This window comes from Pseudomonas sp. H1_D04 (genome assembly GCF_054683855.1).
Genome location: NZ_CP162826.1, coordinates 3527957 through 3549144, shown reverse-complemented (window position 1 = coordinate 3549144; position 21188 = coordinate 3527957). Strand labels below are relative to the sequence as shown.

Genomic DNA, 21188 nt, shown 5'->3' with positions numbered 1-21188 from the left:
GTATTGTCTGCTCCGCAGGCCACCGCAGTGGCCGACGTCGCTCGGACGGTTCCGGGCGCTTACGTACTTCGAGGCAACAATGGCCGACCAAGGTTCGCCGCGCCGCTTTGCGCGCATAGATCGACTCCCCCCTTACGTTTTCAATATCACTGCCGAGCTGAAGATGGCTGCGCGTCGGCGCGGCGAAGACATCATCGACTTGAGCATGGGTAACCCCGACGGTGCCACGCCTCCCCATATCGTGGAGAAAATGGTTACCGTCGCCCAGCGTGAAGACACCCACGGTTACTCCACCTCCAAAGGCATTCCGCGTCTGCGCCGGGCGATTTCGCGCTGGTACAAAGACCGCTACGAGGTGGACATCGACCCCGAGACGGAAGCCATCGTCACCATCGGTTCCAAGGAAGGCCTGGCGCATTTGATGCTGGCCACCCTGGACCAGGGCGACACGGTGCTGGTGCCCAACCCGAGCTACCCGATTCATATCTACGGTGCCGTGATTGCCGGCGCCCAGGTGCGTTCGGTGCCGCTGATTCCGGGCGTGGACTTCTTCGCCGAGCTGGAACGGGCGATTCGTGGGTCGATCCCGAAGCCGAAGATGATGATCCTCGGCTTCCCGTCCAACCCGACTGCGCAGTGCGTGGAGCTGGATTTCTTCGAACGGGTGATCGCCCTGGCCAAGCAGTACGACGTGCTGGTGGTGCATGACCTGGCCTACGCCGACATCGTCTACGACGGCTGGAAAGCCCCATCGATCATGCAAGTGCCGGGGGCCAAGGACATTGCGGTGGAGTTTTTCACCCTGTCCAAGAGCTACAACATGGCTGGCTGGCGCATCGGTTTCATGGTGGGCAACCCGGAACTGGTCAACGCCCTGGCACGGATCAAGAGTTACCACGATTACGGTACCTTCACCCCGCTGCAAGTCGCCGCGATTGCTGCGTTGGAAGGCGATCAGCAGTGCGTGAAGGACATCGCCGAGCAGTACCGCCAGCGCCGCAATGTGCTGGTCAATGGCCTGCATGAGTTGGGCTGGATGGTGGAGAATCCCAAGGCGTCGATGTACGTCTGGGCGAAGATCCCGGAGGCGTATGCCGCCATGGGTTCGCTGGAGTTTGCCAAGAAGCTGCTGCTGGAAGCCAAGGTCTGCGTGTCGCCGGGGATTGGATTTGGCGAGTATGGGGATGATCATGTGCGCTTTGCGCTGATCGAAAACCAGGACCGGATTCGCCAGGCGGTGCGCGGGATTCGCGGGATGTTCCGGGCGGATGGGCTGGTCGCTAAAGCCTGACCCGATCCACCTGAACAAATGTGGTCAACATGTGGGAGGGGGCTTGCCCCCGATAGCAGAGGTTCAATCACTTCATCTGGTGACTGACCCACCGCCATCGGGGGCAAGCCCCTCCCACATTTACATTGGGTTTTCACCCTTGCTGCTGGTGTGTCTGTTAGACCACCAACGACAGCAGCATGATGAAGATCAACGCCACCACAGACAGAATGGTTTCCATCGCCGTCCAGGTCTTGAAGGTCTCGGCCACGGTCATGTTGAAGTACTGCTTCACCAGCCAGAACCCCGCATCGTTGACGTGAGACAGGATCAACGAACCCGCCCCCGTCGCCAGCACCAACAGCTCACGGTTAACCCCTGGGATCATCCCCACCACCGGCACTACGATGCCCGCGCCGGTAATGGTCGCCACGGTTGCCGAACCGGTCGCAATACGAATCACCGCCGCCACCAGCCAGGCCAGCAGGATCGGGTTGATCTGCGCATTCACCGCCATATGGCCGATCACGTCACCCACGCCGCTGGTTACCAGCATCTGTTTGAAGCCACCACCGGCACCGATGATCAGGATGATCGCGGCCGTCGGCGCAAGGCTGGCGTCGAGCAGCTTAAGGATTTGCTTGGAGTGAATGCCCTGGCGACTACCAAAGGTGTACAGCGACAGCAGAAGCGCCAGCAGCAAGGCGGTGATCGGGTGACCGATCATGTCCATCCAGTTGCGCACCACGTTGCCTTCGGCAAAGGCGATGTCGGCGAAGGTTTTGAGCAACATCAGAAACACCGGCAGCAGCACGGTGACCAATGTGATGCCGAAGCTTGGCAGCGACTTGTTATCGGTCTCGCGGGCCAGTTGATCCACCAGTTCCTGGGAGGGATTACCGGGGATGTACTTGGCGATGAACGTACCGAAGATCGGGCCGGCAATGATGGCGGTCGGCAGTGCGACGATCAGGCCATACAGGATGGTCTTGCCGATGTCCGCGCCAAACACGCCGATAGCCAGCAGCGGGCCCGGGTGCGGTGGCACCAGGCCGTGCACTGCCGAGAGGCCTGCGAGCAGCGGGATGCCGATCTTGATCAGCGACACACCGGTGCGGCGCGCGACGATAAACACCAGCGGGATCAGCAGCACAAAGCCGATCTCGAAGAACAGCGGGATGCCCACCAGGAACGCGGCGAACATCATGGCCCACTGGACCTTCTCTTTGCCGAAGGCGCGGATCAGGGTCTGGGCAATCTGATCGGCACCGCCGGATTCGGCCATCATCTTGCCGAGCATGGTGCCCAGCGCGAGGATGATGCCGACAAAGCCGAGCACCCCGCCGAAACCGTCCTGGAAGGCCTTGATGATCTTGTCCACGGGCATGCCCGAGGTCAGGCCGAGGAAGCCGGCCGCGATGATCAGTGCAATGAACGGGTGGACCTTGAACTTGGTGATCAGAACGATCAACCCGATGATAGTGACGACTGCGTCTAGCAGCAGGTACGACTCGTGGGACATGCCAAACATGGGGGGTCTCTCCTGTTTGTTGTTGTTATTAAAGCGGGTGTTGAATTTCTTGCCGGGGATAGCGCTATCTTTTCCGGCAAAAAATTAATGAGTTCGTTCAAAGCCGTGTTGCAGCCACCAAGCGTTGGTCTGCTCGGCCAACGCCTCGACACTGTCTTCACTGGCGTTGAGGGCCAGGGTCAGTGGCTCGCCTTTGGGCGATTCAAGGGTGGCGAACTGGCTGTCGATCAGGCTTGCCGGCATGAAATGGCCGGGGCGATGGGACACGCGGTCCGAGGCGACTTCACGGGTCAGTTCCAGGAATACGAAACCCAGACCTGGCGCGGCTTCGCGCAGGTGGTCACGGTATTTCTTCTTGAGAGCCGAACAGGTGAGCACCGGATGTTCACCCGCTTTAAGCGAGCGGCGCAGTTCATCGCACAGGATGTCGAGCCAGCCGGCGCGGTCGTCGTCGTTGAGGGGGTGGCCGGCGCTCATCTTTTCGATGTTCGCGGCAGGGTGAAAGCTGTCGCCTTCAATGGCGGTGGCGCCGTTCAGCCGGCACAAGGCCTCGCTGACACTGGTCTTGCCACAGCCGGCAACACCCATGATGACCAGGGCGGTAACAGGTTGACTCATGAAACACCTCAAGACGCAGATAGCGCTACCTTCGCACGCTGTAAGGCACGTGCAAAAACAGGCTTTTCCCGCGCCGTCTTGTCATTTTTATGGAGTGACGCGTGCATCCGCTCCAATCATTTGAACCGGATCAGGCAACCCAAAGTTCAATAATTTGCAGCCATTTGGAGACAGCGCTACCTTAGTGCCTCGATTTTTGTTTGGCAAGCCGCCTGATGACCTCTAAGAACGATAAAAATACGCGCACCACGGGTCGCCCGACCCTCAACGAAGTTGCCCGCCTGGCTGGCGTCAGTCCGATCACCGCTTCACGCGCCCTGCGCGGCATCAGCACTGTGGCCATCGAACTGGTAGAAAAAGTCCAACAGGCAGCTGCCGAGCTCAACTACGTGGTCAACCCCGCAGCCCGCGCCCTGGCCTCGGCTCAAAGCCATTCGGTGGTGGTGTTGGTACCGTCGTTGTCCAACCTGCTATTTATCGAAACCCTCGAAGCCATCCATCAGGTGCTACGGCCTAAAGGCTTTGAAGTGCTGATCGGCAACTCTCACTACTCCCGCGATGAAGAAGAAAACCTGCTGCGCAACTACATGGCCTATCAGCCACGGGGCTTGCTGTTGACGGGCTTCGATCGCACCGAAAGCGCCCGACGAATGGTCGAGGCCAGCAATGTGCCTTGCGTTTACATGATGGACCTGGACCCTAACGCTGGAGTGAATTGCGTGGGCTTCTCGCAATTGGCCGCCGGTGAAACAGCCGCGGCGCATTTACTGTCCCGTGGCCGCAAGCGCCTGGCCTATATCGGCGCGCAATTGGACCAACGTACCTTGCTGCGTGGCGAGGGTTTCCGCCGCGCCCTGCAACAGGCCGGAATGTACGACCCGGCGCTGGAGCTGCTGACGCCGCGTCCTTCTTCCGTGGGCCTGGGCGGTGAGTTGTTCCTGCAGTTGCTGGCCGCCCATCCGGACGTGGATGCGATCTTCTTCGGCAACGACGACCTGGCCCAAGGCGCGCTGCTGGAAGCCCTGCGCCATGGCATCAAGGTGCCAGAGCGCGTGGCGGTGCTGGGTTTCAACGACTTGCCCGCGTCGTCCTTTATGGTGCCGCGCCTGAGCAGCATCAGCACGCCACGCGAAGCCATTGGCCGCCGTGCGGCGGAGCATCTGCTCACGATCATGGCGGGCAACAAGGTCGCCAAGCCGGTAGTGGACATGGGCTTTGCGTTGCAGGTGCGGGAAAGCACCTGACCTTCAAGCCGAACGTGATCCATCGAGGGAGCTAGCCTGCCGGTTCCCTCAATTTGACCGCGCTCGCTTAACCTCCCCGGCCCCTGCTAGATTGTCCCTTCTCCACTGCCAGGGAAGCACCATGGGACACTCACTGAAAATCTTGGGCCGCACCTCTTCCATCAACGTACGCAAAGTCCTGTGGACATGCCACGAACTGGGCATCGAATACGTACGCGAAGATTGGGGTATCGGCTACCCCCCCACCCAATCCCCCGAATTCCTGGCCCTGAACCCTAACGCGCAAATACCCGTGCTCATCGACGACCACGGCGTGCTGTGGGAATCCAACACCATCTGCCGCTACCTGGTCAGCCTCTACCAACGCCACGACCTCTTGCCCGCCGAACCCGCGCCACGGGCCAGGGTGGAGCAGTGGATGGACTGGCAAGCCACCGAGCTCAACCCTTCCTGGGGTTACGCGTTCCAAGCGCTGGTGCGTCAGAGTCCTGAGCATCAGGACCCGCAACGAATCGCAGCCGGCGTACAGGGCTGGAATGACAAGATGGGCCTGCTGGAACAACAGTTGACCAAAACCAACGCTTACGTCACCGGCGACGAATTCACCCTCGCCGACGTCCTTATCGGCCTTTCGGTGCACCGCTGGCGCATGACGCCCATGGAACATCCGCCCTACCCCGCCATCGCAGCGTATTACGAACGCCTCAGCCAGCATCCGGGCTTCCAGACCTTCGCCCTCGACGGCCACAACTAAGGACATGCACGTGAAAGGACTCAACATACTGCTCACCGGCGCCTGCGGCAGAATCGGCAAGACGTTTTTCGAAGCCTCGAAAGACCACTACCGCTTTACGCTTACAGACCGCGTCACGCCGGATTTTGAACTGGGCGACCATCGCTTCGTACACGCCGACTTGAGCGATAAATCCGCGCTCGTCGCGCTGCTCGATGGCATCGACGTGATCGTGCACCTGTCGGGCATCCCCCATGCCAGCGCCTCGTTCGACGAACTGCTGCCAAACAACATCCTCGCCACCACCTACCTGTTCGAAGCTGCCGTGGCCGCCGGGGTAAAGCGTCTGGTTTTCGCCAGCAGCGCCCAGACCATCGAAGGCTACCCGGTGGATCGGCAGATCACGCCTGGCATGCCAGTGCTGCCCGCCAATCTGTATGGCGTGAGCAAATGCTATGGCGAGGCGCTGTGCGGCTACTACGCGGCGAAAACGCCACTGTCGACCATCGCACTGCGCATTGGCGCCTTTGAATTCCCCGAAAGCCACGACCTGAACAACGCCCGCGACCTCAGCGCTTGGCTCAGCCCACGGGATGCGGTGCAATTGCTGCAACGTTCGGTTGAAACTAAAGACGTAAAGCACTTGATCGCCCACGGCATTTCCAATAACCGTTTCAAGCGTCTGGACTTGAGCGAAACCACGCGTGTGCTGGGCTATCAACCGGTGGATGATGCGTTTCAGACATTCGAGATTCCCATCACCTACTGAGTTGCAGGCGGCAATGGCTGGCCGTCGATGGGCCAGCACTTGCCGCAACAGCCGAGCCGCCCCTAGCAAAACCTGGGCTTTTGCGCCCGGCACGCTATTTGCTCCAGCTGTAGCACCGTACATTTCCTCCAGGTGCCCGATCATGCTGGTTAACAACAACACCCAAGCCGTATCGACCGTCCAACAGCTCAAACGCCCCGATATGGATCCAGCCAACGCTGCCGCCAGTGCGCTGTACAGCGGCGCCGTTCAAGCCGCGCAGCAAAGTGTGACCGTACCGGTCGCGCAGAAGGACCTGGACAAAGCCACCGACCGTATCGACGAAGCCTTCGCCAAGACCCGCGTGCAGTTGCAAGCCTCCACCACGGCAACCACCTCCTCGACCGAGACGCCTGCCACCACATCCACCTCTGGCGCGCGCTCTGAATTCACGGAGTACATGAGCAAAACCCCGGCCGAACGCATCCGTGAGCAGTTGCTCAAGGAGCAGGGTTTGACTGAGGCGGATGTACAGAACATGTCCCTGGAAAAACAGGACGCGATTTCCAAGCAAGTGGCCGACCGGTTGAAGCAGCAACAAGAGCAGCAAGTAGCGGCGAAAGCCACTGATCCTGCGCACTCGGTGAAAGAAACCCTGGCGGCAATCTAAGCCACACATCGGGTCAACCTGTGGGAGAACTTGGTCTCTCCCACAGGGATTGGCTTTCCAAATTGGAAATGGATAGGTTGGCTATTGCAGTTGAAGCGTCGAATTGAACTGCCCGATCGCATCCACCACATGCCGTGACCCTTCCTGAATCTCCAGGATCACCTGCCCCGCCTCGTTCGCCAGTTCCACCCCCAACCCCGTTCGGCTCAAGCTCGACTGCATGCTCGACACTGCGCTCAACGACAGATCATGGTTCTTGCGCACCACCTCCACAATCTCCACCGTGGCGTGGCTGGTACGTGCGGCGAGGCTGCGCACTTCGTCGGCCACCACCGCAAACCCGCGTCCGTGCTCACCGGCTCGTGCCGCTTCAATCGCGGCGTTGAGCGCCAGCATATTGGTTTGCTCGGCAATGCTGCGGATGGTCTGCACAATGGCGCCAATGATGTCCGACTGCTTGCTCACCGCGTCGATGCTCTGTGCCGCCTGGTTCAAATTGTGAGAAATCTCTTCGATGATCTGCACGGTTTGCTGCACCACCTCCGATCCTTTGCGCGCGCAGGCGTCGTTTTGTACCGAGGTGGCGTGAGCCGAATCGGCGGCGGTGCGCAGGGTGGTCACTTGGTCGGTGATGTCGCTGGCGAATTTCACCACTTTGTACAGGCGCCCGTTGGTGTCGAAAATCGGGTTGTAGGACGCTTCCAAAAACAGGGTTTTGCCGTATTTGTTTTTGCGCTCGAAGCGGTGCGAGTGGTATTCGCCGCGATTGAGGGACGCCCAGAACGCTTTGTATGCCGGCGACTCCACTTCGCTGCGATGGCAAAACAGGCTGTGGTGCTGGCCGACGATTTCATCCAGTGAGTACTGCACGGTCTTCAGAAAGTTGTTATTGGCCTTGAGAATCTGGCCTTGAGGGGTGAACTCGATCATCGCCATGGAGCGGCTGATGGCGTCGATCAGGCTCTGGTTTTCATGTTCATGGTGGACCCGCGCGGAAATATCGGACGCGACTTTGATCACACTCTGTACGTGGTTGTCGCTGTCCAGCACGGGCATATAGCTGGCTTCGAGCCACACCTCTTGGCCGTGCCTGTTCAAGCGTACGAACGTGCCGCTGAGGGCCTCACCCCGCGCCAGGTCGCGCCAGAGCTTGGCGTAGGCGTCGGTATGGGTGTAGGCCTCGTCACAAAAGATCCGATGATGCTGGCCGCGAATTTCCTCGGCGCTGTAGCCCATGGTTTTGCAGAAGTTGTCGTTGGCATCGAGTATCACCCCATCGCGATCAAATTCGATCATGGCCATGGAACGGCTGATAGCGGCGAGTTTGGCGTTGGATTCGGTGAGTGCACAGGAGAAACGCTGGATTTCAAGCAGGTCAGACTTGTGATGGAGGTTGAACATGTCGGACACCCTTAAGTAACCCGCGCCTGGCTAGGCGCATTCCATTCATCAGTTGGATAGTGCTGGCAGACCTTTATGGGATAACCATCCGAAACGCTTTACACGCCGAGCGTCATCAACGGTTCTGGGTGAGCATAGACAGGGCTTGGCGCTATGCAAGGCCATCAGTCAGCCATTAGTTATGGCAAGGCGGGGCAGGAAGGGAGGTTGAGCGCGGGGCAAGGAACGGCCAACAGAGCGGGTTGCGTTGGCCGCTTAAAATCCTTCAGTTGAAGGGTGATCAGTGACCGAACAGGCCGCTCTCGGATTTCTTGGTTTTTTTGTCGGCGCGTTTTTCATCGGCGGTCTTTGCCGGTTTCTTCTTCGCTGCTTTCTTTGAATCCATACCTTTGGCCATGATGCGTGCTCCACTGAAAGGGGATGTAACACTGGGTATAACACCGATCACCTGCCAGAAGGGGTTTATAATCCGCGCCCCTTTATAAAGCCTGTCTGAACACCATGACTGAGTTGTCCATTGATCTGCTGGCAGAGCCTCTGTGGCCGCTGCTGAACAAGTTCTACCGCAGCCACGACTCGTCGATGAAGACCCTCAAAGGCGGGCGTTTATGGGTGGCGCGCGATGGTGAAATTGTCGCCGGGCTGTGCCTGTCGCCGGTGGTAGGCGGGCAATGGCTGACCGGAGTGTTTGTGGCTCCGGCGTATCGCCGCCAAGGGTTGGCGGCGCGCTTGATTCTTCAGGCAATAGCTGATGTGCAAGGCACGGTATGGCTGCTGTGCCATCCAGACCTGGAAAGCCTGTATCAGCGCATGGGATTCACCCAGGATACGATCCTGCCCCAATCCCTCAGCGAACGGCTGGTGCGTTACAAGCGCAACAAACCGATGATCGCCATGGGCTTAGAACCGTTGGTGAGGTCGACCTCAGATAATGTGTGATCGGCCGGTAAAGCGCCCATGCTAGCCTCGGCAGCACAGTGGCCTTTACCAGGATGATCATGAAACCGACGCTTGCAGCCCTCGCCCTCACCGCCCTCCTCGCCCCGGCCTTGAGCCAGGCAGCCGACGCCCCCATCAGTGCCCAGCAATACGCCAGCGTGCTCGCCGGCAGTTGGCGCGACCCAGCAAACAGCGCCCGCGATGGGTATCGGCATCCACAGCAGACCTTGGAATTCTTTGGCCTGGGCGCCAAACAGAGCGTGATCGAAATCACCCCCGGCGGCGGCTGGTACAGCGAGGTGCTGGCGCCATTGCTCAAGGACCAAGGGCACTACATCGCTGCGGTGCAGGCCGCGAGCAGCAGCGCTTACGCGCGTACGTCCGAAGAAAACCTCAAGAAAAAATTTACCGCCGACCCTACGCGTTATGCCAAGGCCGAGGTGATCGAGTTCGACCCCAAGGCACCGGTATTCGGCAAACCGGCCTCGGTCGATACGGTGCTGACATTCCGCAATGTGCACAACTGGGTGCTGGCTGATACCGACAGGGCCACTTTCAACGCGTTCTACAAGGTGCTTAAACCCGGTGGCGTGCTAGGTGTGGTGGATCACCGCGCCAAAGACGGAGCGTCGCTGGAAGACATCAAGCACAGCGGCTATCTGACCACAGCGTATGTGGTGAAACTGGCCACCGACGCGGGCTTCAAACTGGAGGGGCAAAGCGAGGTGAATGCCAACCCGAAAGACACCAAAGACTACCCGGAGGGCGTGTGGACATTGCCGCCGGCATTGAAGCTGGGAGAGCAGGACAAGGCCAAGTATGTGGCGATTGGCGAATCGGATCGGATGACGTTGAAGTTCGTGAAGCCGACCCGATAACCCGATGTGAAGCGCGATTCAAATATGGGAGGCGCTTGGCCTCCCACATTTTTTCAGTGTGTCTGGGGATTACTCGTCAGCCGTTGGGTCCATGTCGGGGAACATCACTTCGATAAATCCGAACTTGCTGAAGTCGGTGATCCGCGACGGATACAACCGGCCAATCAGGTGATCGCACTCGTGCTGCACCACCCGCGCATGAAAGCCGTCGGCAGTGCGGACGATCGGCTCACCCTTGGGGTCGAAACCTTCGTAGCGGATCTGCTGGTAACGGTCCACTGCACCGCGCAGACCGGGTACCGACAGGCAACCTTCGTAGCCTTCTTCCAGCACTGGGCTGAGCGGCGTGATCAACGGATTGATGAGAATAGTCTGCGGCACCGGCGGCGCGTCCGGGTAGCGCTCGCTGGCCTCAAATCCAAAGATCACCAGTTGCAGGTCGACGCCAATCTGCGGCGCAGCCAGACCTACACCGCCGACGTGCTCCATGGTCTGGAACATGTCGTCGATCAATTGCCACAGCTCAGGGCTGTCGAACATCTCCGGCGGAACCGGTGGCGCGATACGCAGCAGGCGCTCATCGCCCATTTTCAGGATTTCACGAATCATTGATCAGGCTCAACGGGGGTGGGCTTGGAGTGGTCACGGCCTAGGCCTGAGACGTGCTGTTTTTCATCGGTGTGGCCGGGTTCATCGAACTCTTTTTCACCGGGATCTTTACCCTCGGCCGACATGTGTTCGATCACGGCATTCATCTCCGCGCCGAGCAGCAGCACGGCAGCGGAAATATAGAAGTACAAAAGCAGGACGATGATCGCACCGATACTGCCATACATGGCGTTGTAATCGGCGAAGGTTTTGACGTAGTAGCCAAACCCCAGGGAGGCCACGATCCACACCACCACTGCGAGCACCGAGCCTGGGGTGATAAAGCGGAATTTCTGCTCGACGTCAGGCATCACGTAGTACATCAAGGCCACGGCAAACATCAGCAAAATCACGATCAGCGGCCAACGCAGGATGGTCCACAAGGTGACCACGAACTCCTGCATGCCGATCTGCCCCGCCACCCATTCCATCACTTGGGGGCCGAGCACCATCAACGCCGCAGCGGCCAACAGCATGCCGGCGATACCAATGGTGTAGAAAATCGACAGCGGAAAACGCTTCCAAATCGGCCGCCCTTCCACCACGTCGTAGGCTGCGTTCATGGCGCTCATCATCAACCGTACACCAGCCGAAGCGGTCCACAGCGCAATCACGATACCCACCGACAGCAGGCCACCCTTGGACTGCTGCAACTGGTCGATCACCGGGTTGACCTGCTCCAAAGCCTGGGGCGGCAACACCAGTTCCGACTGCAGGCGCAGCCAGGTAAAGAAGTCAGGCAGGTGCAGGAAACCGATCAGGGCAATCAGGAACAGCAGGAAGGGAAACAGCGAGAACAGCATCTGGTAGGCCAGTGCAGACGCGTAGGTGGACATCTCGTCGTCGACGAATTCCTTGACGGTGCGTACCAGCACCTTGTGCAGCTTGAGACCATCGAGAACCGGAAAGATCATAGCGTCTCCTTTCGCCGCAAAGAGGGTGAGATCGTGGGCGACTCAGGGGCCGTTTTCTACATCAAAGTAGCCCATATGGCGACTTTGAAACAATTTCGAAAGTTTAGTTGCAATAAGGGATACAAAAACGGCCATCCGTGGATGGCCGCCGGGCTGTACGAATACAGCCAGTGATACAGACTTACTTGGTCGCTTTTTTGACCGCATCTTTGGTATCGCCGACTGCTTTCTGCACTTCGCCTTTCTTTTCCTGAATCACACCTTCAGCTTGAAGCTTGTCGTTGCCGGTCACTTTGCCGACGCCTTGCTTGATGTTGCCGATCGCTTCGTTTGCCAAGCCTTTTGCCTTGTCCGATGTGCTGCTCATGGTATTTCTCCGAAAGAACAATCAAGGGTTTTGGTGATTACACAAAGATTGACCAGAGGCCGTTCGGCAGAGTTTCAATTATTTTCAGCGGGCATTTCGTCCAAAACGGCAGGTTTGGCTTTATGTTTGTCGACCAACCCACGAGAATGCGCGGCACATTCAGGCTATAACGCTGAATAACAGATCCCGTAGGAAGGTTATGAAACTCAATAAAGCACAGGCCATCGCCCGTAGAAACCAGGAACTGGGCGGTGCCGTACTCGGCGTCAACAACTGCCATTTCACCGACCTGGACCGCAAGCGCAATATCTGGTGGTTCGACCTGCCGCTGGGCCGTATTGCGGTGGGCCATTACGAGTGGATTCACTTGTTGATGCACAACGCCGAGACGGATCAGTTGCTGCACCTGAAGGTGCCGACGGCGTTCCTGCGCGAGCATATCGAAGGTCTGGTAGTGCGCAATTCGGGCAAGCGCAAGCCCGAGATTACGTTGGAATTGAGCGCGGACAAGGATTCGTTCCTTAAAGACGTACGCCCAGCAGGCGCTAACGTGAGCTTCGCGCATTTCGCCCTGTAAGCACCGGATTTAAAGGTGGAAGGCGCGGTGCGACGGTTTGACTTGCTCTCGATAGCAGAGTGTCAGTCACTGAATCTGGTGACTGATCCCTCCCTATCGGAGGCAAGTCGAATCGTCGCACCGCCCATCCCACATTGGATTGCATTCCAATCCAGTCATTAAAAAACCCGCATCGGCGGGTTTTTTATCGGCTTACTTTTTCAGGCCCAGCTTCTTCAACTCTTCATCACGCAATTCACGACGCAGGATCTTACCCACGTTGGTGGTCGGCAATGCATCGCGGAACTCGACAGCCTTGGGCACCTTGTAGGCGGTGACGTTGGCGCGCATATGCTCCATCACCTGATCCTTGGTGAGGGTGGCGCCCGGCTTGACCACGATGAAAAGCTTGATGATCTCCCCCGATTTCTCGTCCGGCACGCCGATGGCCGCGCATTGCAGCACGCCCGGCAGCCCTGCCAGTACGTCTTCCAGCTCATTGGGGTACACGTTGAAACCTGAGACCAGGATCATGTCTTTCTTGCGGTCGACAATACGCATGTAGCCGTCCGGCTGGATGATCGCGATGTCGCCGGTCTTCAGCCAGCCTTCGCTGTCGAGCATCTCGTCGGTGGCGTCCTGGCGCTGCCAATAGCCCTTCATCACCTGCGGGCCCTTGACGCACAGCTCGCCAGTTTCGCCCAGCGCCAACTCGGTGCCGTCATCGGCAATGACTTTGCACACCGTGGACGGCACCGGAATGCCGATGGTGCCGATCTGGATGTGCTGGATCGGGTTCACAGTGGCTACCGGGCTGGTTTCGGTCATGCCGTAACCTTCGCAGATGCCACACCCGGTCACGGCCTTCCAACGCTCGGCGGCCGCCAGTTGCAGGGCCATGCCGCCCGACAGGGTGACCTTGAGTGCAGAGAAGTCCAGCTTGCGGAAGCCTTCGTTATTGCACAGCGCCACGAACAAGGTGTTGAGACCGACAAAGCCGCTGAACTTCCACTTCGACAGTTCCTTGACCATTGCCGGCAAGTCACGCGGATTGCTGATCAGGATGTTGTGGTTGCCGATCAGCATCATCGCCATGCAATGAAAGGTGAACGCATAGATGTGGTACAGCGGCAGCGGCGTGATCAGGATCTCGCAGCCTTCATTGAGGTTGGAGCCCATCAGCGCCTTGCACTGCAACATATTGGCAACGAGGTTGCGATGGGTGAGCATCGCGCCCTTCGCCACGCCGGTGGTGCCACCTGTGTATTGCAACACGGCCACGTCACTGCTCGCCGGGTTGACATCGTTGACTGGTTGGCCGTTGCCCTTGGCGAGTACGTCGTTGAACTTGATCGCCTGTGGCAAGTGGTAGGCCGGGACCATTTTCTTAACGTACTTGATGACGCTGTTGATCAGCAGGCGCTTGAGCGGCGGCAACAGGTCGGCGACTTCGGTGACGATCACATGCTTGACGGCGGTCTTGGGCACGACCTTTTCCGCCAAGTGGGCCATGTTGGCCAGGCAGACCAGGGCCTTGGCACCGGAGTCGTTGAATTGGTGTTCCATTTCCCGCGCGGTGTACAGCGGGTTGGTGTTGACCACGATCAGGCCGGCACGGATGGCGCCGAATACCGCGACCGGGTATTGCAGGACGTTGGGCAGTTGCACGGCGATGCGATCGCCGGGTTTCAAGTCGGTATGTTGTTGCAGGTACGCGGCGAAGGCGCCGGACAATTCGTACAGTTCACCGTAGGTGATTGTCTTGCCCAGGTTGCTGAAAGCCGGTTTGTTAGCGAAGCGCTGGCAGGACTGTTTCAGTACCGCCTGAATATTTGGATACTCGTCTGGATTGATTTCTGCAGCAATCCCGGCGGGGTACTTATCCTTCCAAAAGTCTTCGTTCATGGAAGCCCACTCCTCAGCGACGCGAATTCATCATCGCATTTGATGCGATTATTATTGGTGTATGTTTTTTTAGGTGAATCTGGCGCTTTCAAGCAGGCCTAGACGTCACAAAGCGCGCCGAGAGTAGCAGCTTTGCCAAGGGCCGACTAGAGCCAAAAGCGGGCCTTACAGTCATAAACTCGACTGTAGGACAATATTTAGTCACAATTATTTTGGCGCTCGAATTACCCACTGAAAGGCTCTGGAATGGGGTCTTCAGAACAATCAAAAACAAATAAGGGAGGGGGCTTGCTCCCGATTGCCGTGGTTCAGTCAATACATCAGTGACTGATACACCGCTATCGGGAGCAAGCCCCTCCCTCATTTGATTGCATTTCAATTCATGGTCAGGCGATGTCGCGTAGCTCCCTGCGCAGAATCTTGCCCACTGGCGTCATCGGCAACGAGTCTCGTAACACAATCTGCTTGGGCACCTTGTACCCCGTGAAGTTGGCCTTGCAGTAGGTCTTCAACTCCTCAAGGCTCACGCCTTCGGCACGCGCCACCACAAACAACTTAACCGCCTCCCCCGTGCGCTCGTCCGGCACGCCGATCACCGCGCAGTTGGCCACGGCCGGGTGGGCCATCACCACGTCTTCGATCTCGTTGGGGTACACGTTGAAACCCGAGACGATGATCAGGTCTTTCTTGCGATCGACAATGCGTACAAAGCCATCCTCATCGATCACCGCGATGTCGCCGGTCTTGAGCCAACCCTCAGCGTCCAGGCTCTCCGCAGTGGCGGCCGGTTGCTGCCAGTAGCCCTTCATCACCTGCGGCCCCTTGATGCACAGCTCGCCGCGTTCGCCCAGAGGCAACTCCACGCCTTCGTCATCAATCACCTTCATCGCGGTAGCCGGCACGGGAATGCCCACGGTACCGAGGCGCGATTTGTTGCCATAGGGGTTGGTGCACGCCACCGGTGAGGTTTCTGTCAGGCCGTAGCCCTCGCCAATCGTGCAGCCGGTGACTTGCTGCCAGCGTTCGGCCGTGGCCTTGATCAGTGCCGTGCCACCGGAGTTGGTGAGTTTGAGGTGGGAGAAATCCAGGGTCTTGAATTCCGGATGGTCCATCAACGCCACAAACAGCGTGTTAAGCCCCAGCAACCCGGTAAAGCGCCACTTTTTCAGCTCCTTGATAAACCCGCCGATGTCCCGCGGGTTGGTGATGAGTACGTTGTGGTTACCCGTGACCATCATGCACATGCAGTTCGCGGTGAAGGCATAGATGTGGTAAAGCGGCAGCGGCGCGATCATCACCTCTTGCCCTTCCTTGATCAAAGGATGGCCGTCGTCGCCGACCTGGGACATGCACGCACGCGCCTGCTGCATGTTTGCCACCAGGTTGCCATGGGTGAGCATCGCGCCCTTGGCCAGGCCGGTCGTGCCGCCGGTGTATTGCAGCACGGCGATGTCATCCAGGGTCACGGGGTGACGGGGCACCGCCAGGCCCGAGCCCATGCGCAGGGCACGCTTGAATGACACCGCGCGCGGCAGGCTATAGGCCGGGACCATCTTCTTGACCTTGTCGACCACGGTATTGACCAGCCAGCCTTTGGCGGCGGGCAGGAAGTCGCCCATCTTGGCTTCGATCAGGTAGTCGATCTCGGTGTCGTTGCACACTTCCTGTACCCGCGAACCAAACAGGTTCAGGTAGACCAGCGCACGCACGCCGGCGTCCTTGAACTGGTGGCGCATCTCGCGCGGGGTGTACAGCGGGTTGGTGTTGACCACGATCAGCCCCGCGCGCAAGGCGCCGAACACGGCAATCGGATAATGCAGCACGTTGGGCATCTGCACTGCGATGCGATCGCCGGGCTTGAGGTCGGTGTGCTGTTGCAGGTAACCGGCGAACGCCGCACTCTGGCGCTCAAGCTCGGCGTAGGTCAGGGTGATGCCCATGTTGCTGAATGCCGGACGGTCGGCAAAGGCCTTGCACGAGCGCTCGAAGACTTCGATCACCGACTTGTAGGCCGTGAGGTCGATATCGTTGGGAACGCCCGCCGCGCGTTTGTCATTCCAGAAACCAGGTTGCATTATTCTTGTCCCCTTACCTGAGTATGTCCGGCCGCTTATAACAAGCGGAGCTTTGGGGACGTTAGCAGCTATGACCAAACAGGCAAATACGCTAAATCGTGTCATTGATTGTATGAATCTTGCCGCTGATGCGTAGGCAGATACCCCGCCCCTCGGCAGATCAGCTATACACTGCAACGACCCATAGCAAAGGAAGCGCCATGAACCACAGCACCTTCTGGCTGACCGCGAATGACCGCAGCCGCCTGTACGTCAATCAATGGATGCCCGACGGCCCGGTTCACGCCGTAGTCATGCTGTCCCACGGCATGGCCGAGCACAGCGGGCGTTATGGACGCTTGGCCGAAGCGTTATGCAGCGCAGGCTATGGCGTGTATGCACCGGACCAGCGTGGCCATGGACGTACCGCCGACGAAGGTACGCTGGGGTTGTACGCCGAGAAGGATGGCTGGAACAAAGTGGTAGGCGACCTGGCAAGCCTCAATCAACACATCGGCCAGCAGCAACCAGGGCTGCCGATCATCCTGCTGGGCCACAGCATGGGCAGCTACATCGCCCAAGCCTACCTGCTGCACCACAGCGCCAGCCTGCACGGGGCAATTCTCAGTGGCTCGAATTTCCAACCGGTAGCGCTGTACCGCGCAGCGCGGGTGATCGCTCGGGCCGAACGTCTGCGCCAGGGTGTACGGGGGCGAAGTGCGCTGATCGAGTTCCTGTCGTTCGGCTCGTTCAACAAGGCCTTCAAGCCCAACCGCACGGCGTTCGACTGGCTAAGCCGTGACCCGGATGAAGTGGACAAATACATCAGCGATCCACTCTGCGGCTTCCGGTGTACCAACCAGCTGTGGATCGACCTGCTTGGCGGCTTGCAGCAAATCAGCAAAGCGTCCAATCTCGCCCAGATTGATCCGGGCCTGCCGATCCTAGTGATGGGCGGCGAATGTGATCCGGTGAGTGAGGGCAAGCGTCTCAAAAACCTGGCCCACGCCCTGCGCGAGGCCGGCTGCCAGCATCTGCAATTGAATGTGTACCCGCAGGCGCGCCACGAAGTATTCAACGAAACTAACCGCGACGCCGTCACCGCGGATGTGCTGACGTGGCTCGACCAAGCCCTGACCTTGCGCAGGCCAGCCCGCTGCGAATAACTTTTCTTTTAAAATCAGCCGTTTAAAATCGGCCGATAATTACCGTTTAGCCACAGGATGCACCTTTAGATGACTCAGGTAACCAACACCCCGTACGAAGCCCTCGAAGTCGGCCAGACCGCCAGCTACAGCAAGACGGTCGAAGAGCGCGACATCCAGCTGTTCGCCGCCATGTCCGGTGACCACAACCCGGTGCACCTGGATGTCGAATACGCCAAGGCGACCATGTTCAAGGAGCGTATCGCCCACGGTATGTTCAGCGGCGCCTTGATCAGCGCGGCCGTTGCCTGCGAGCTGCCTGGGCCGGGCACTATCTATATCGGCCAGCAGATGACCTTCCAGAAGCCGGTAAAAATCGGCGATACCCTGACCGTGCGTCTGGAAATCCTCGAGAAGCTGCCGAAGTTTCGCGTACGTATCGCCACTCGCGTGTTCAATCAGCGCGATGAGTTGGTAGTGGATGGCGAGGCGGAAATCCTCGCGCCACGCAAACAGCAGGTCGTGACCTTGACCGAGCTGCCGCCGATCAGCATCGGCTGAGTCTGGTTTCAAGGCCAACGCCATACAAATGTGGGAGGGGCTTGCTCCCGATTGCGGTGTGTCAGTCATTGAAATATCGACTGATCCACCGCTATCGGGGGCAAGCCCCCTCCCACAGTTGTTACACAGCAGGGCTTACGACTGAGCGCGAGCCTGGTTACGCAGGGCTTTCACCTGGTCGTGGTTGCGCTGTACGCCGTGGTACTGACGCTCAACCAAGTCACGAATGCCCAGCAGGTTGTGCTTGTTGATCTTCTCGATCGCTTCTTTATAAGCCTTGAGTGCGTGGTCTTCGCCGCGCTCGGCTTCGTTCAGCACAGCCTCTTCATCTTTACCGGTAACCATCGACTTTACGTCGACCCAGCCACGGTGCAGGGCGCCGGCCACACTACCCGAATCTTCCGGATCACCACCCAGGGCACGCACGGCGGTTTTCAGCTCGGCGGCGGCGGTTGCACAGTCAGCGGAACGCTTGGCAAACAGCGCCTTGAGTTCTGGGTGTTTGATGTCTTCGGCGCATTCTTTGAAACCTTTCTGGCCGTCGATGCTGGTCTCGATCAGGTCATTGAGTACGGAGATCGATTCTTTATTGATGTCAGTCATTTTTCAATTCCTTAGGCAGGTTACGAAGGGTTGTCTTAATGATTGCAGCGCTCGTGCCAGGTTTTTAAAAACAACTTTTATGTTTAATTTCAACAACTTAAAAATATTTGAACGATCTGTATGTACGTTATTTGCATGATCTGTCATTTGGCCTTCATGCAGAATGCCTGTATTTTCGAACGTCTCGACTCACGCCATTGAATCCCCCCCCATGAACCCCGAAAAACTCGAACTGCTGATCACCCGCGAAATGCCCTTCGGCAAATACAAGGGCCGGATCATCGCCGACCTGCCGGGTCCTTACCTGAACTGGTTTGCCCGCGAAGGCTTTCCCCACGGCGAGCTGGGCGGTTTGCTGGCCTTGATGCAGGAAATCGACCACAACGGTTTGTCGGAACTGCTCGAACCCTTGCGCACTAAACACGGCAAGCCCGCCCCGCGCCATTAATCAGGAACTGCGCCATGCAAGGGAATGCAAACAACGAACGTCACTGGCGCGCCATCGCCCAGCGGTATGACCTGGAACCGGGTCCGATCAATTTGGAAAACGGCTACTTCGGGCGCATGAGCCGCGCAGTACAGGCGCAGTATCTGGACCATGTGGCGTTTATCAACCGCAGCAATTCGCTGCACGTGCGCCAGCGCTTTGAACAGGGCGAGAACGTCGAGATCCGTCGCCAATTGGCCGAACTAATCGATGTAGATCCTGAGTCGGTGGCCTTTACCCGCAATGCCACCGAAGCGTTGCAGTCGCTGATCCGCAACTACAACCGTCTGCAACCGGGCGACCAGGTGTTGATCAGTGATTTGGAGTACGACACCGTCAAGGGCGCCATGCGTTGGCTGGCCGGGGTCCGCGGTGTAGAGGTGATCGAGCTTTCCCACACGCACCCGGCCAGTTTCGACAGTCTGTTGCAGACCTATCGCAGTGCCTTCGCTGAGTACCCACGTTTAAAGCTGATGGCGCTGACTCACGTCACCCACCGCACCGGCCTGGTGATGCCCATCGCAGCCATCGCCAAGGCGGCGCGTGAACATGACGTCGACGTGATCCTCGATGGCGCCCATGCCCTGGGCCAGATCGACTTCAACCTCGCCGAGCTGGGTATCCAGTTCGCCGGCTTCAACCTGCATAAATGGATCGGTGCACCGCTGACCCTGGGCTTTCTGTATATCGCTCCGGAACGCCTGGCAGACATCGATCCGGACATGAGCGAATTCCACTACCCCATCACGGATGTTCGCGCACGCACGTCTTACAGCACGCCGAACTTTCCGGCGCTGATGACACTGCCACTGGTATTTGAAGAACATCGGGCATTGGGTGGCGCAGCAGCCAAAGGTGCTCGGGTGAATTACCTGCGCGATTTATGGGTAAGTCAGGTGCGACCACTGAAAGGCATTGAGGTCCTGACCTCGGATGATCCACGGCTGTATTGCGGGATTACCGCGTTCAAATTCGTCGGCCGCAATCAGCAAGGCATGGTCGATCGGCTGCTCAAAGAGTACGACCTGTTTGCCACCACGCGAACCGGAGCAGCGTTTGGCACGTGTATTCGAGTGACGCCAGGGTTGGTGACCTCCGCGCAGGACATTCATGCGCTGATCAACGCTATTACCGAGTTGAGCGCCGAATAAGCGCTTTTCTACAGGCAAAAAAAAGCGGTACACCGACCAAGTGCACCGCAAAAATGCCGTTAAGCACAGCAACAACGATTCGGTAAATCAGATCAATCCAGCAGCGCCAGCGCCTCGGCGGTGACTTCCTGGATACGGGCCCAGTCGCCGTTCTTGATCCACTCAGGGTCAAGCATCCAGCTACCGCCTACGCACATCACGTTTTTCAACGCCATGTAGCTCTTGATGTTGGCCGGGCCAACGCCGCCGGTCGGGCAGAATTTCACTTCGCCGAACGGGCCACCCAGAGCCTTGATCGCCGCCACACCGCCGCTGACTTCGGCCGGGAACAGCTTGAAGCGGCGGTAGCCCAGGCCATAGCCTTCCATGATGCCGGAGGCGTTGCTGATACCTGGCAGCAGAGGAATCGGGCTGTGCACCGAGGCTTCCAGCAGGTCGCGGGTAATCCCGGGGGTGACGATAAATTGCGAGCCAGCCACTTCGGCCGCTTCGAGCATGTGACGGTCGAGCACGGTGCCGGCACCAGTGCATAGTTCCGGACGCTGCTCGCGCAGTACCTGAATGGCCTTGAGGCCGAACTCGGAACGCAGGGTCACTTCCAAGGCGGTCAAACCACCGGCTGCCAGGGCATCGGCCAGCGGCAGGATGTCCTGTTCGCGGGCGATGGTGATCACCGGCAGGATCCGCGCCTTGGCGCAGAGGCTGTCGATCAAGGCAACTTTATCCGCCATGGACACGGTCGGTTGGGGGCTTTTCATAGCGGCT

The 21188-nt window shown here is 58.6% G+C and carries 21 protein-coding genes and 2 pseudogenes; 12 read left to right on the top strand and 11 right to left on the bottom strand.

The features are described 5' to 3' along the window. Window positions 1–79 precede the first annotated feature (79 nt). The gene (alaC, locus tag AB4N82_RS16420; protein WP_460102220.1) at window positions 80–1291 is read left to right on the top strand and encodes an alanine transaminase; all 1212 of its coding nucleotides are present in this window, start codon (window positions 80–82) and stop codon (window positions 1289–1291) included. Window positions 1292–1448: 157 nt separating this feature from the next. Here alaC and AB4N82_RS16415 read toward each other — a convergent pair whose 3' ends face one another. Then, window positions 1449–2801, bottom strand: a complete 1353-nt coding sequence (locus tag AB4N82_RS16415) for a GntP family permease (protein ID WP_032891030.1) — start codon at window positions 2799–2801, stop codon at window positions 1449–1451. 84 nt (window positions 2802–2885) lie between these two features. Continuing rightward, window positions 2886–3419 carry a gluconokinase gene (locus tag AB4N82_RS16410; RefSeq protein ID WP_032891028.1) on the bottom strand — a complete coding sequence of 178 codons (534 nt, stop codon included), beginning with the start codon at window positions 3417–3419 and terminating at the stop codon, window positions 2886–2888. Between the two features lie 212 nt (window positions 3420–3631). On the opposite strand from AB4N82_RS16410, the gene gntR reads away from it, so the two are divergent. The 4 genes from gntR to AB4N82_RS16390 all read left to right on the top strand — a co-directional run bounded on the left by gntR (window position 3632) and on the right by AB4N82_RS16390 (window position 6814). Continuing rightward, the gene (gene gntR / locus AB4N82_RS16405) at window positions 3632–4663 is read left to right on the top strand and encodes an HTH-type transcriptional regulator GntR (protein WP_163034923.1); all 1032 of its coding nucleotides are present in this window, start codon (window positions 3632–3634) and stop codon (window positions 4661–4663) included. 121 nt (window positions 4664–4784) lie between these two features. Further along, a complete protein-coding gene (locus tag AB4N82_RS16400; protein ID WP_122763775.1) occupies window positions 4785–5417 on the top strand; it encodes a glutathione S-transferase family protein in 633 nt (210 codons plus the stop codon). Window positions 5418–5427: 10 nt separating this feature from the next. Further along, complete coding sequence (locus tag AB4N82_RS16395) at window positions 5428–6165, top strand: NAD-dependent epimerase/dehydratase family protein (protein WP_122763872.1); 738 nt, start codon at window positions 5428–5430, stop codon at window positions 6163–6165. A 142-nt stretch (window positions 6166–6307) separates the two neighbouring features. Continuing rightward, window positions 6308–6814 (top strand): hypothetical protein, encoded by a 507-nt coding sequence (locus AB4N82_RS16390; RefSeq protein ID WP_095185729.1) that lies wholly within the window; start codon window positions 6308–6310, stop codon window positions 6812–6814. A gap of 81 nt (window positions 6815–6895) precedes the next feature. Here the strand turns inward: AB4N82_RS16390 and AB4N82_RS16385 are convergent. Together AB4N82_RS16385 and AB4N82_RS16380 are read right to left on the bottom strand one after the other, a co-directional pair. Continuing rightward, a pseudogene (locus AB4N82_RS16385) lies at window positions 6896–7300 on the bottom strand (methyl-accepting chemotaxis protein); the annotation flags it as partial. A gap of 138 nt (window positions 7301–7438) precedes the next feature. After that, window positions 7439–8215: pseudogene (locus AB4N82_RS16380) on the bottom strand (PAS domain-containing protein); the annotation flags it as partial. A 501-nt stretch (window positions 8216–8716) separates the two neighbouring features. Between AB4N82_RS16380 and AB4N82_RS16375 the strand changes: the two are divergent. Continuing rightward, on the top strand, window positions 8717–9154 hold the full coding sequence (locus tag AB4N82_RS16375) for a GNAT family N-acetyltransferase (RefSeq protein WP_122763776.1): 438 nt from the start codon (window positions 8717–8719) through the stop codon (window positions 9152–9154). Between the two features lie 59 nt (window positions 9155–9213). Then, window positions 9214–10032, top strand: a complete 819-nt coding sequence (locus AB4N82_RS16370; RefSeq protein WP_122763777.1) for a class I SAM-dependent methyltransferase — start codon at window positions 9214–9216, stop codon at window positions 10030–10032. Between the two features lie 69 nt (window positions 10033–10101). On the opposite strand, the gene def is transcribed toward AB4N82_RS16370, so the two are convergent. From def to AB4N82_RS16355, 3 genes are all read right to left on the bottom strand, one after another. Continuing rightward, window positions 10102–10641 (bottom strand): peptide deformylase, encoded by a 540-nt coding sequence (def, locus tag AB4N82_RS16365; protein WP_032891019.1) that lies wholly within the window; start codon window positions 10639–10641, stop codon window positions 10102–10104. Next, window positions 10638–11594, bottom strand: a complete 957-nt coding sequence (locus tag AB4N82_RS16360; RefSeq protein WP_032891018.1) for a YihY/virulence factor BrkB family protein — start codon at window positions 11592–11594, stop codon at window positions 10638–10640. The genes def and AB4N82_RS16360 overlap by 4 nt, the downstream gene beginning before the upstream one ends. Window positions 11595–11775: 181 nt before the next feature. Further along, window positions 11776–11961 carry a CsbD family protein gene (locus tag AB4N82_RS16355; RefSeq protein ID WP_032891017.1) on the bottom strand — a complete coding sequence of 62 codons (186 nt, stop codon included), beginning with the start codon at window positions 11959–11961 and terminating at the stop codon, window positions 11776–11778. 199 nt (window positions 11962–12160) lie between these two features. Between AB4N82_RS16355 and AB4N82_RS16350 the strand changes: the two genes are divergently transcribed. Beyond that, the gene (locus tag AB4N82_RS16350; RefSeq protein WP_032891015.1) at window positions 12161–12538 is read left to right on the top strand and encodes a hypothetical protein; all 378 of its coding nucleotides are present in this window, start codon (window positions 12161–12163) and stop codon (window positions 12536–12538) included. A 192-nt stretch (window positions 12539–12730) separates the two neighbouring features. On the opposite strand, the gene fadD1 is transcribed toward AB4N82_RS16350, so the two are convergent. Next, window positions 12731–14422, bottom strand: a complete 1692-nt coding sequence (gene fadD1, locus AB4N82_RS16345) for a long-chain-fatty-acid--CoA ligase FadD1 (protein WP_032891014.1) — start codon at window positions 14420–14422, stop codon at window positions 12731–12733. Window positions 14423–14808: 386 nt separating this feature from the next. Next, window positions 14809–16497, bottom strand: a complete 1689-nt coding sequence (fadD2, locus tag AB4N82_RS16340) for a long-chain-fatty-acid--CoA ligase FadD2 (protein WP_122763779.1) — start codon at window positions 16495–16497, stop codon at window positions 14809–14811. Window positions 16498–16697: 200 nt separating this feature from the next. On the opposite strand from fadD2, the gene AB4N82_RS16335 reads away from it, so the two are divergent. Further along, on the top strand, window positions 16698–17642 hold the full coding sequence (locus tag AB4N82_RS16335; RefSeq protein WP_032891012.1) for an alpha/beta hydrolase: 945 nt from the start codon (window positions 16698–16700) through the stop codon (window positions 17640–17642). A gap of 69 nt (window positions 17643–17711) precedes the next feature. Next, a complete protein-coding gene (locus tag AB4N82_RS16330) occupies window positions 17712–18182 on the top strand; it encodes a MaoC family dehydratase (protein WP_122763780.1) in 471 nt (156 codons plus the stop codon). A gap of 135 nt (window positions 18183–18317) precedes the next feature. Here AB4N82_RS16330 and AB4N82_RS16325 read toward each other — a convergent pair whose 3' ends face one another. Then, entirely contained in the window at window positions 18318–18785 is a 468-nt protein-coding gene (locus tag AB4N82_RS16325) for a ferritin-like domain-containing protein (protein WP_032891010.1), read from the bottom strand. A 211-nt stretch (window positions 18786–18996) separates the two neighbouring features. On the opposite strand from AB4N82_RS16325, the gene AB4N82_RS16320 reads away from it, so the two are divergent. Together AB4N82_RS16320 and AB4N82_RS16315 are read left to right on the top strand one after the other, a co-directional pair. Then, entirely contained in the window at window positions 18997–19233 is a 237-nt protein-coding gene (locus AB4N82_RS16320) for a DUF3820 family protein (RefSeq protein ID WP_032891009.1), read from the top strand. Window positions 19234–19247: 14 nt separating this feature from the next. Beyond that, window positions 19248–20423 (top strand): aminotransferase class V-fold PLP-dependent enzyme, encoded by a 1176-nt coding sequence (locus AB4N82_RS16315; protein ID WP_122763781.1) that lies wholly within the window; start codon window positions 19248–19250, stop codon window positions 20421–20423. A 92-nt stretch (window positions 20424–20515) separates the two neighbouring features. Here the strand turns inward: AB4N82_RS16315 and AB4N82_RS16310 are convergent, their stop codons facing one another. Further along, window positions 20516–21181: a bifunctional 4-hydroxy-2-oxoglutarate aldolase/2-dehydro-3-deoxy-phosphogluconate aldolase gene (locus AB4N82_RS16310; protein WP_017735662.1), complete on the bottom strand. Its 666-nt coding sequence runs from the start codon at window positions 21179–21181 to the stop codon at window positions 20516–20518. Window positions 21182–21188: the final 7 nt, after the last annotated feature.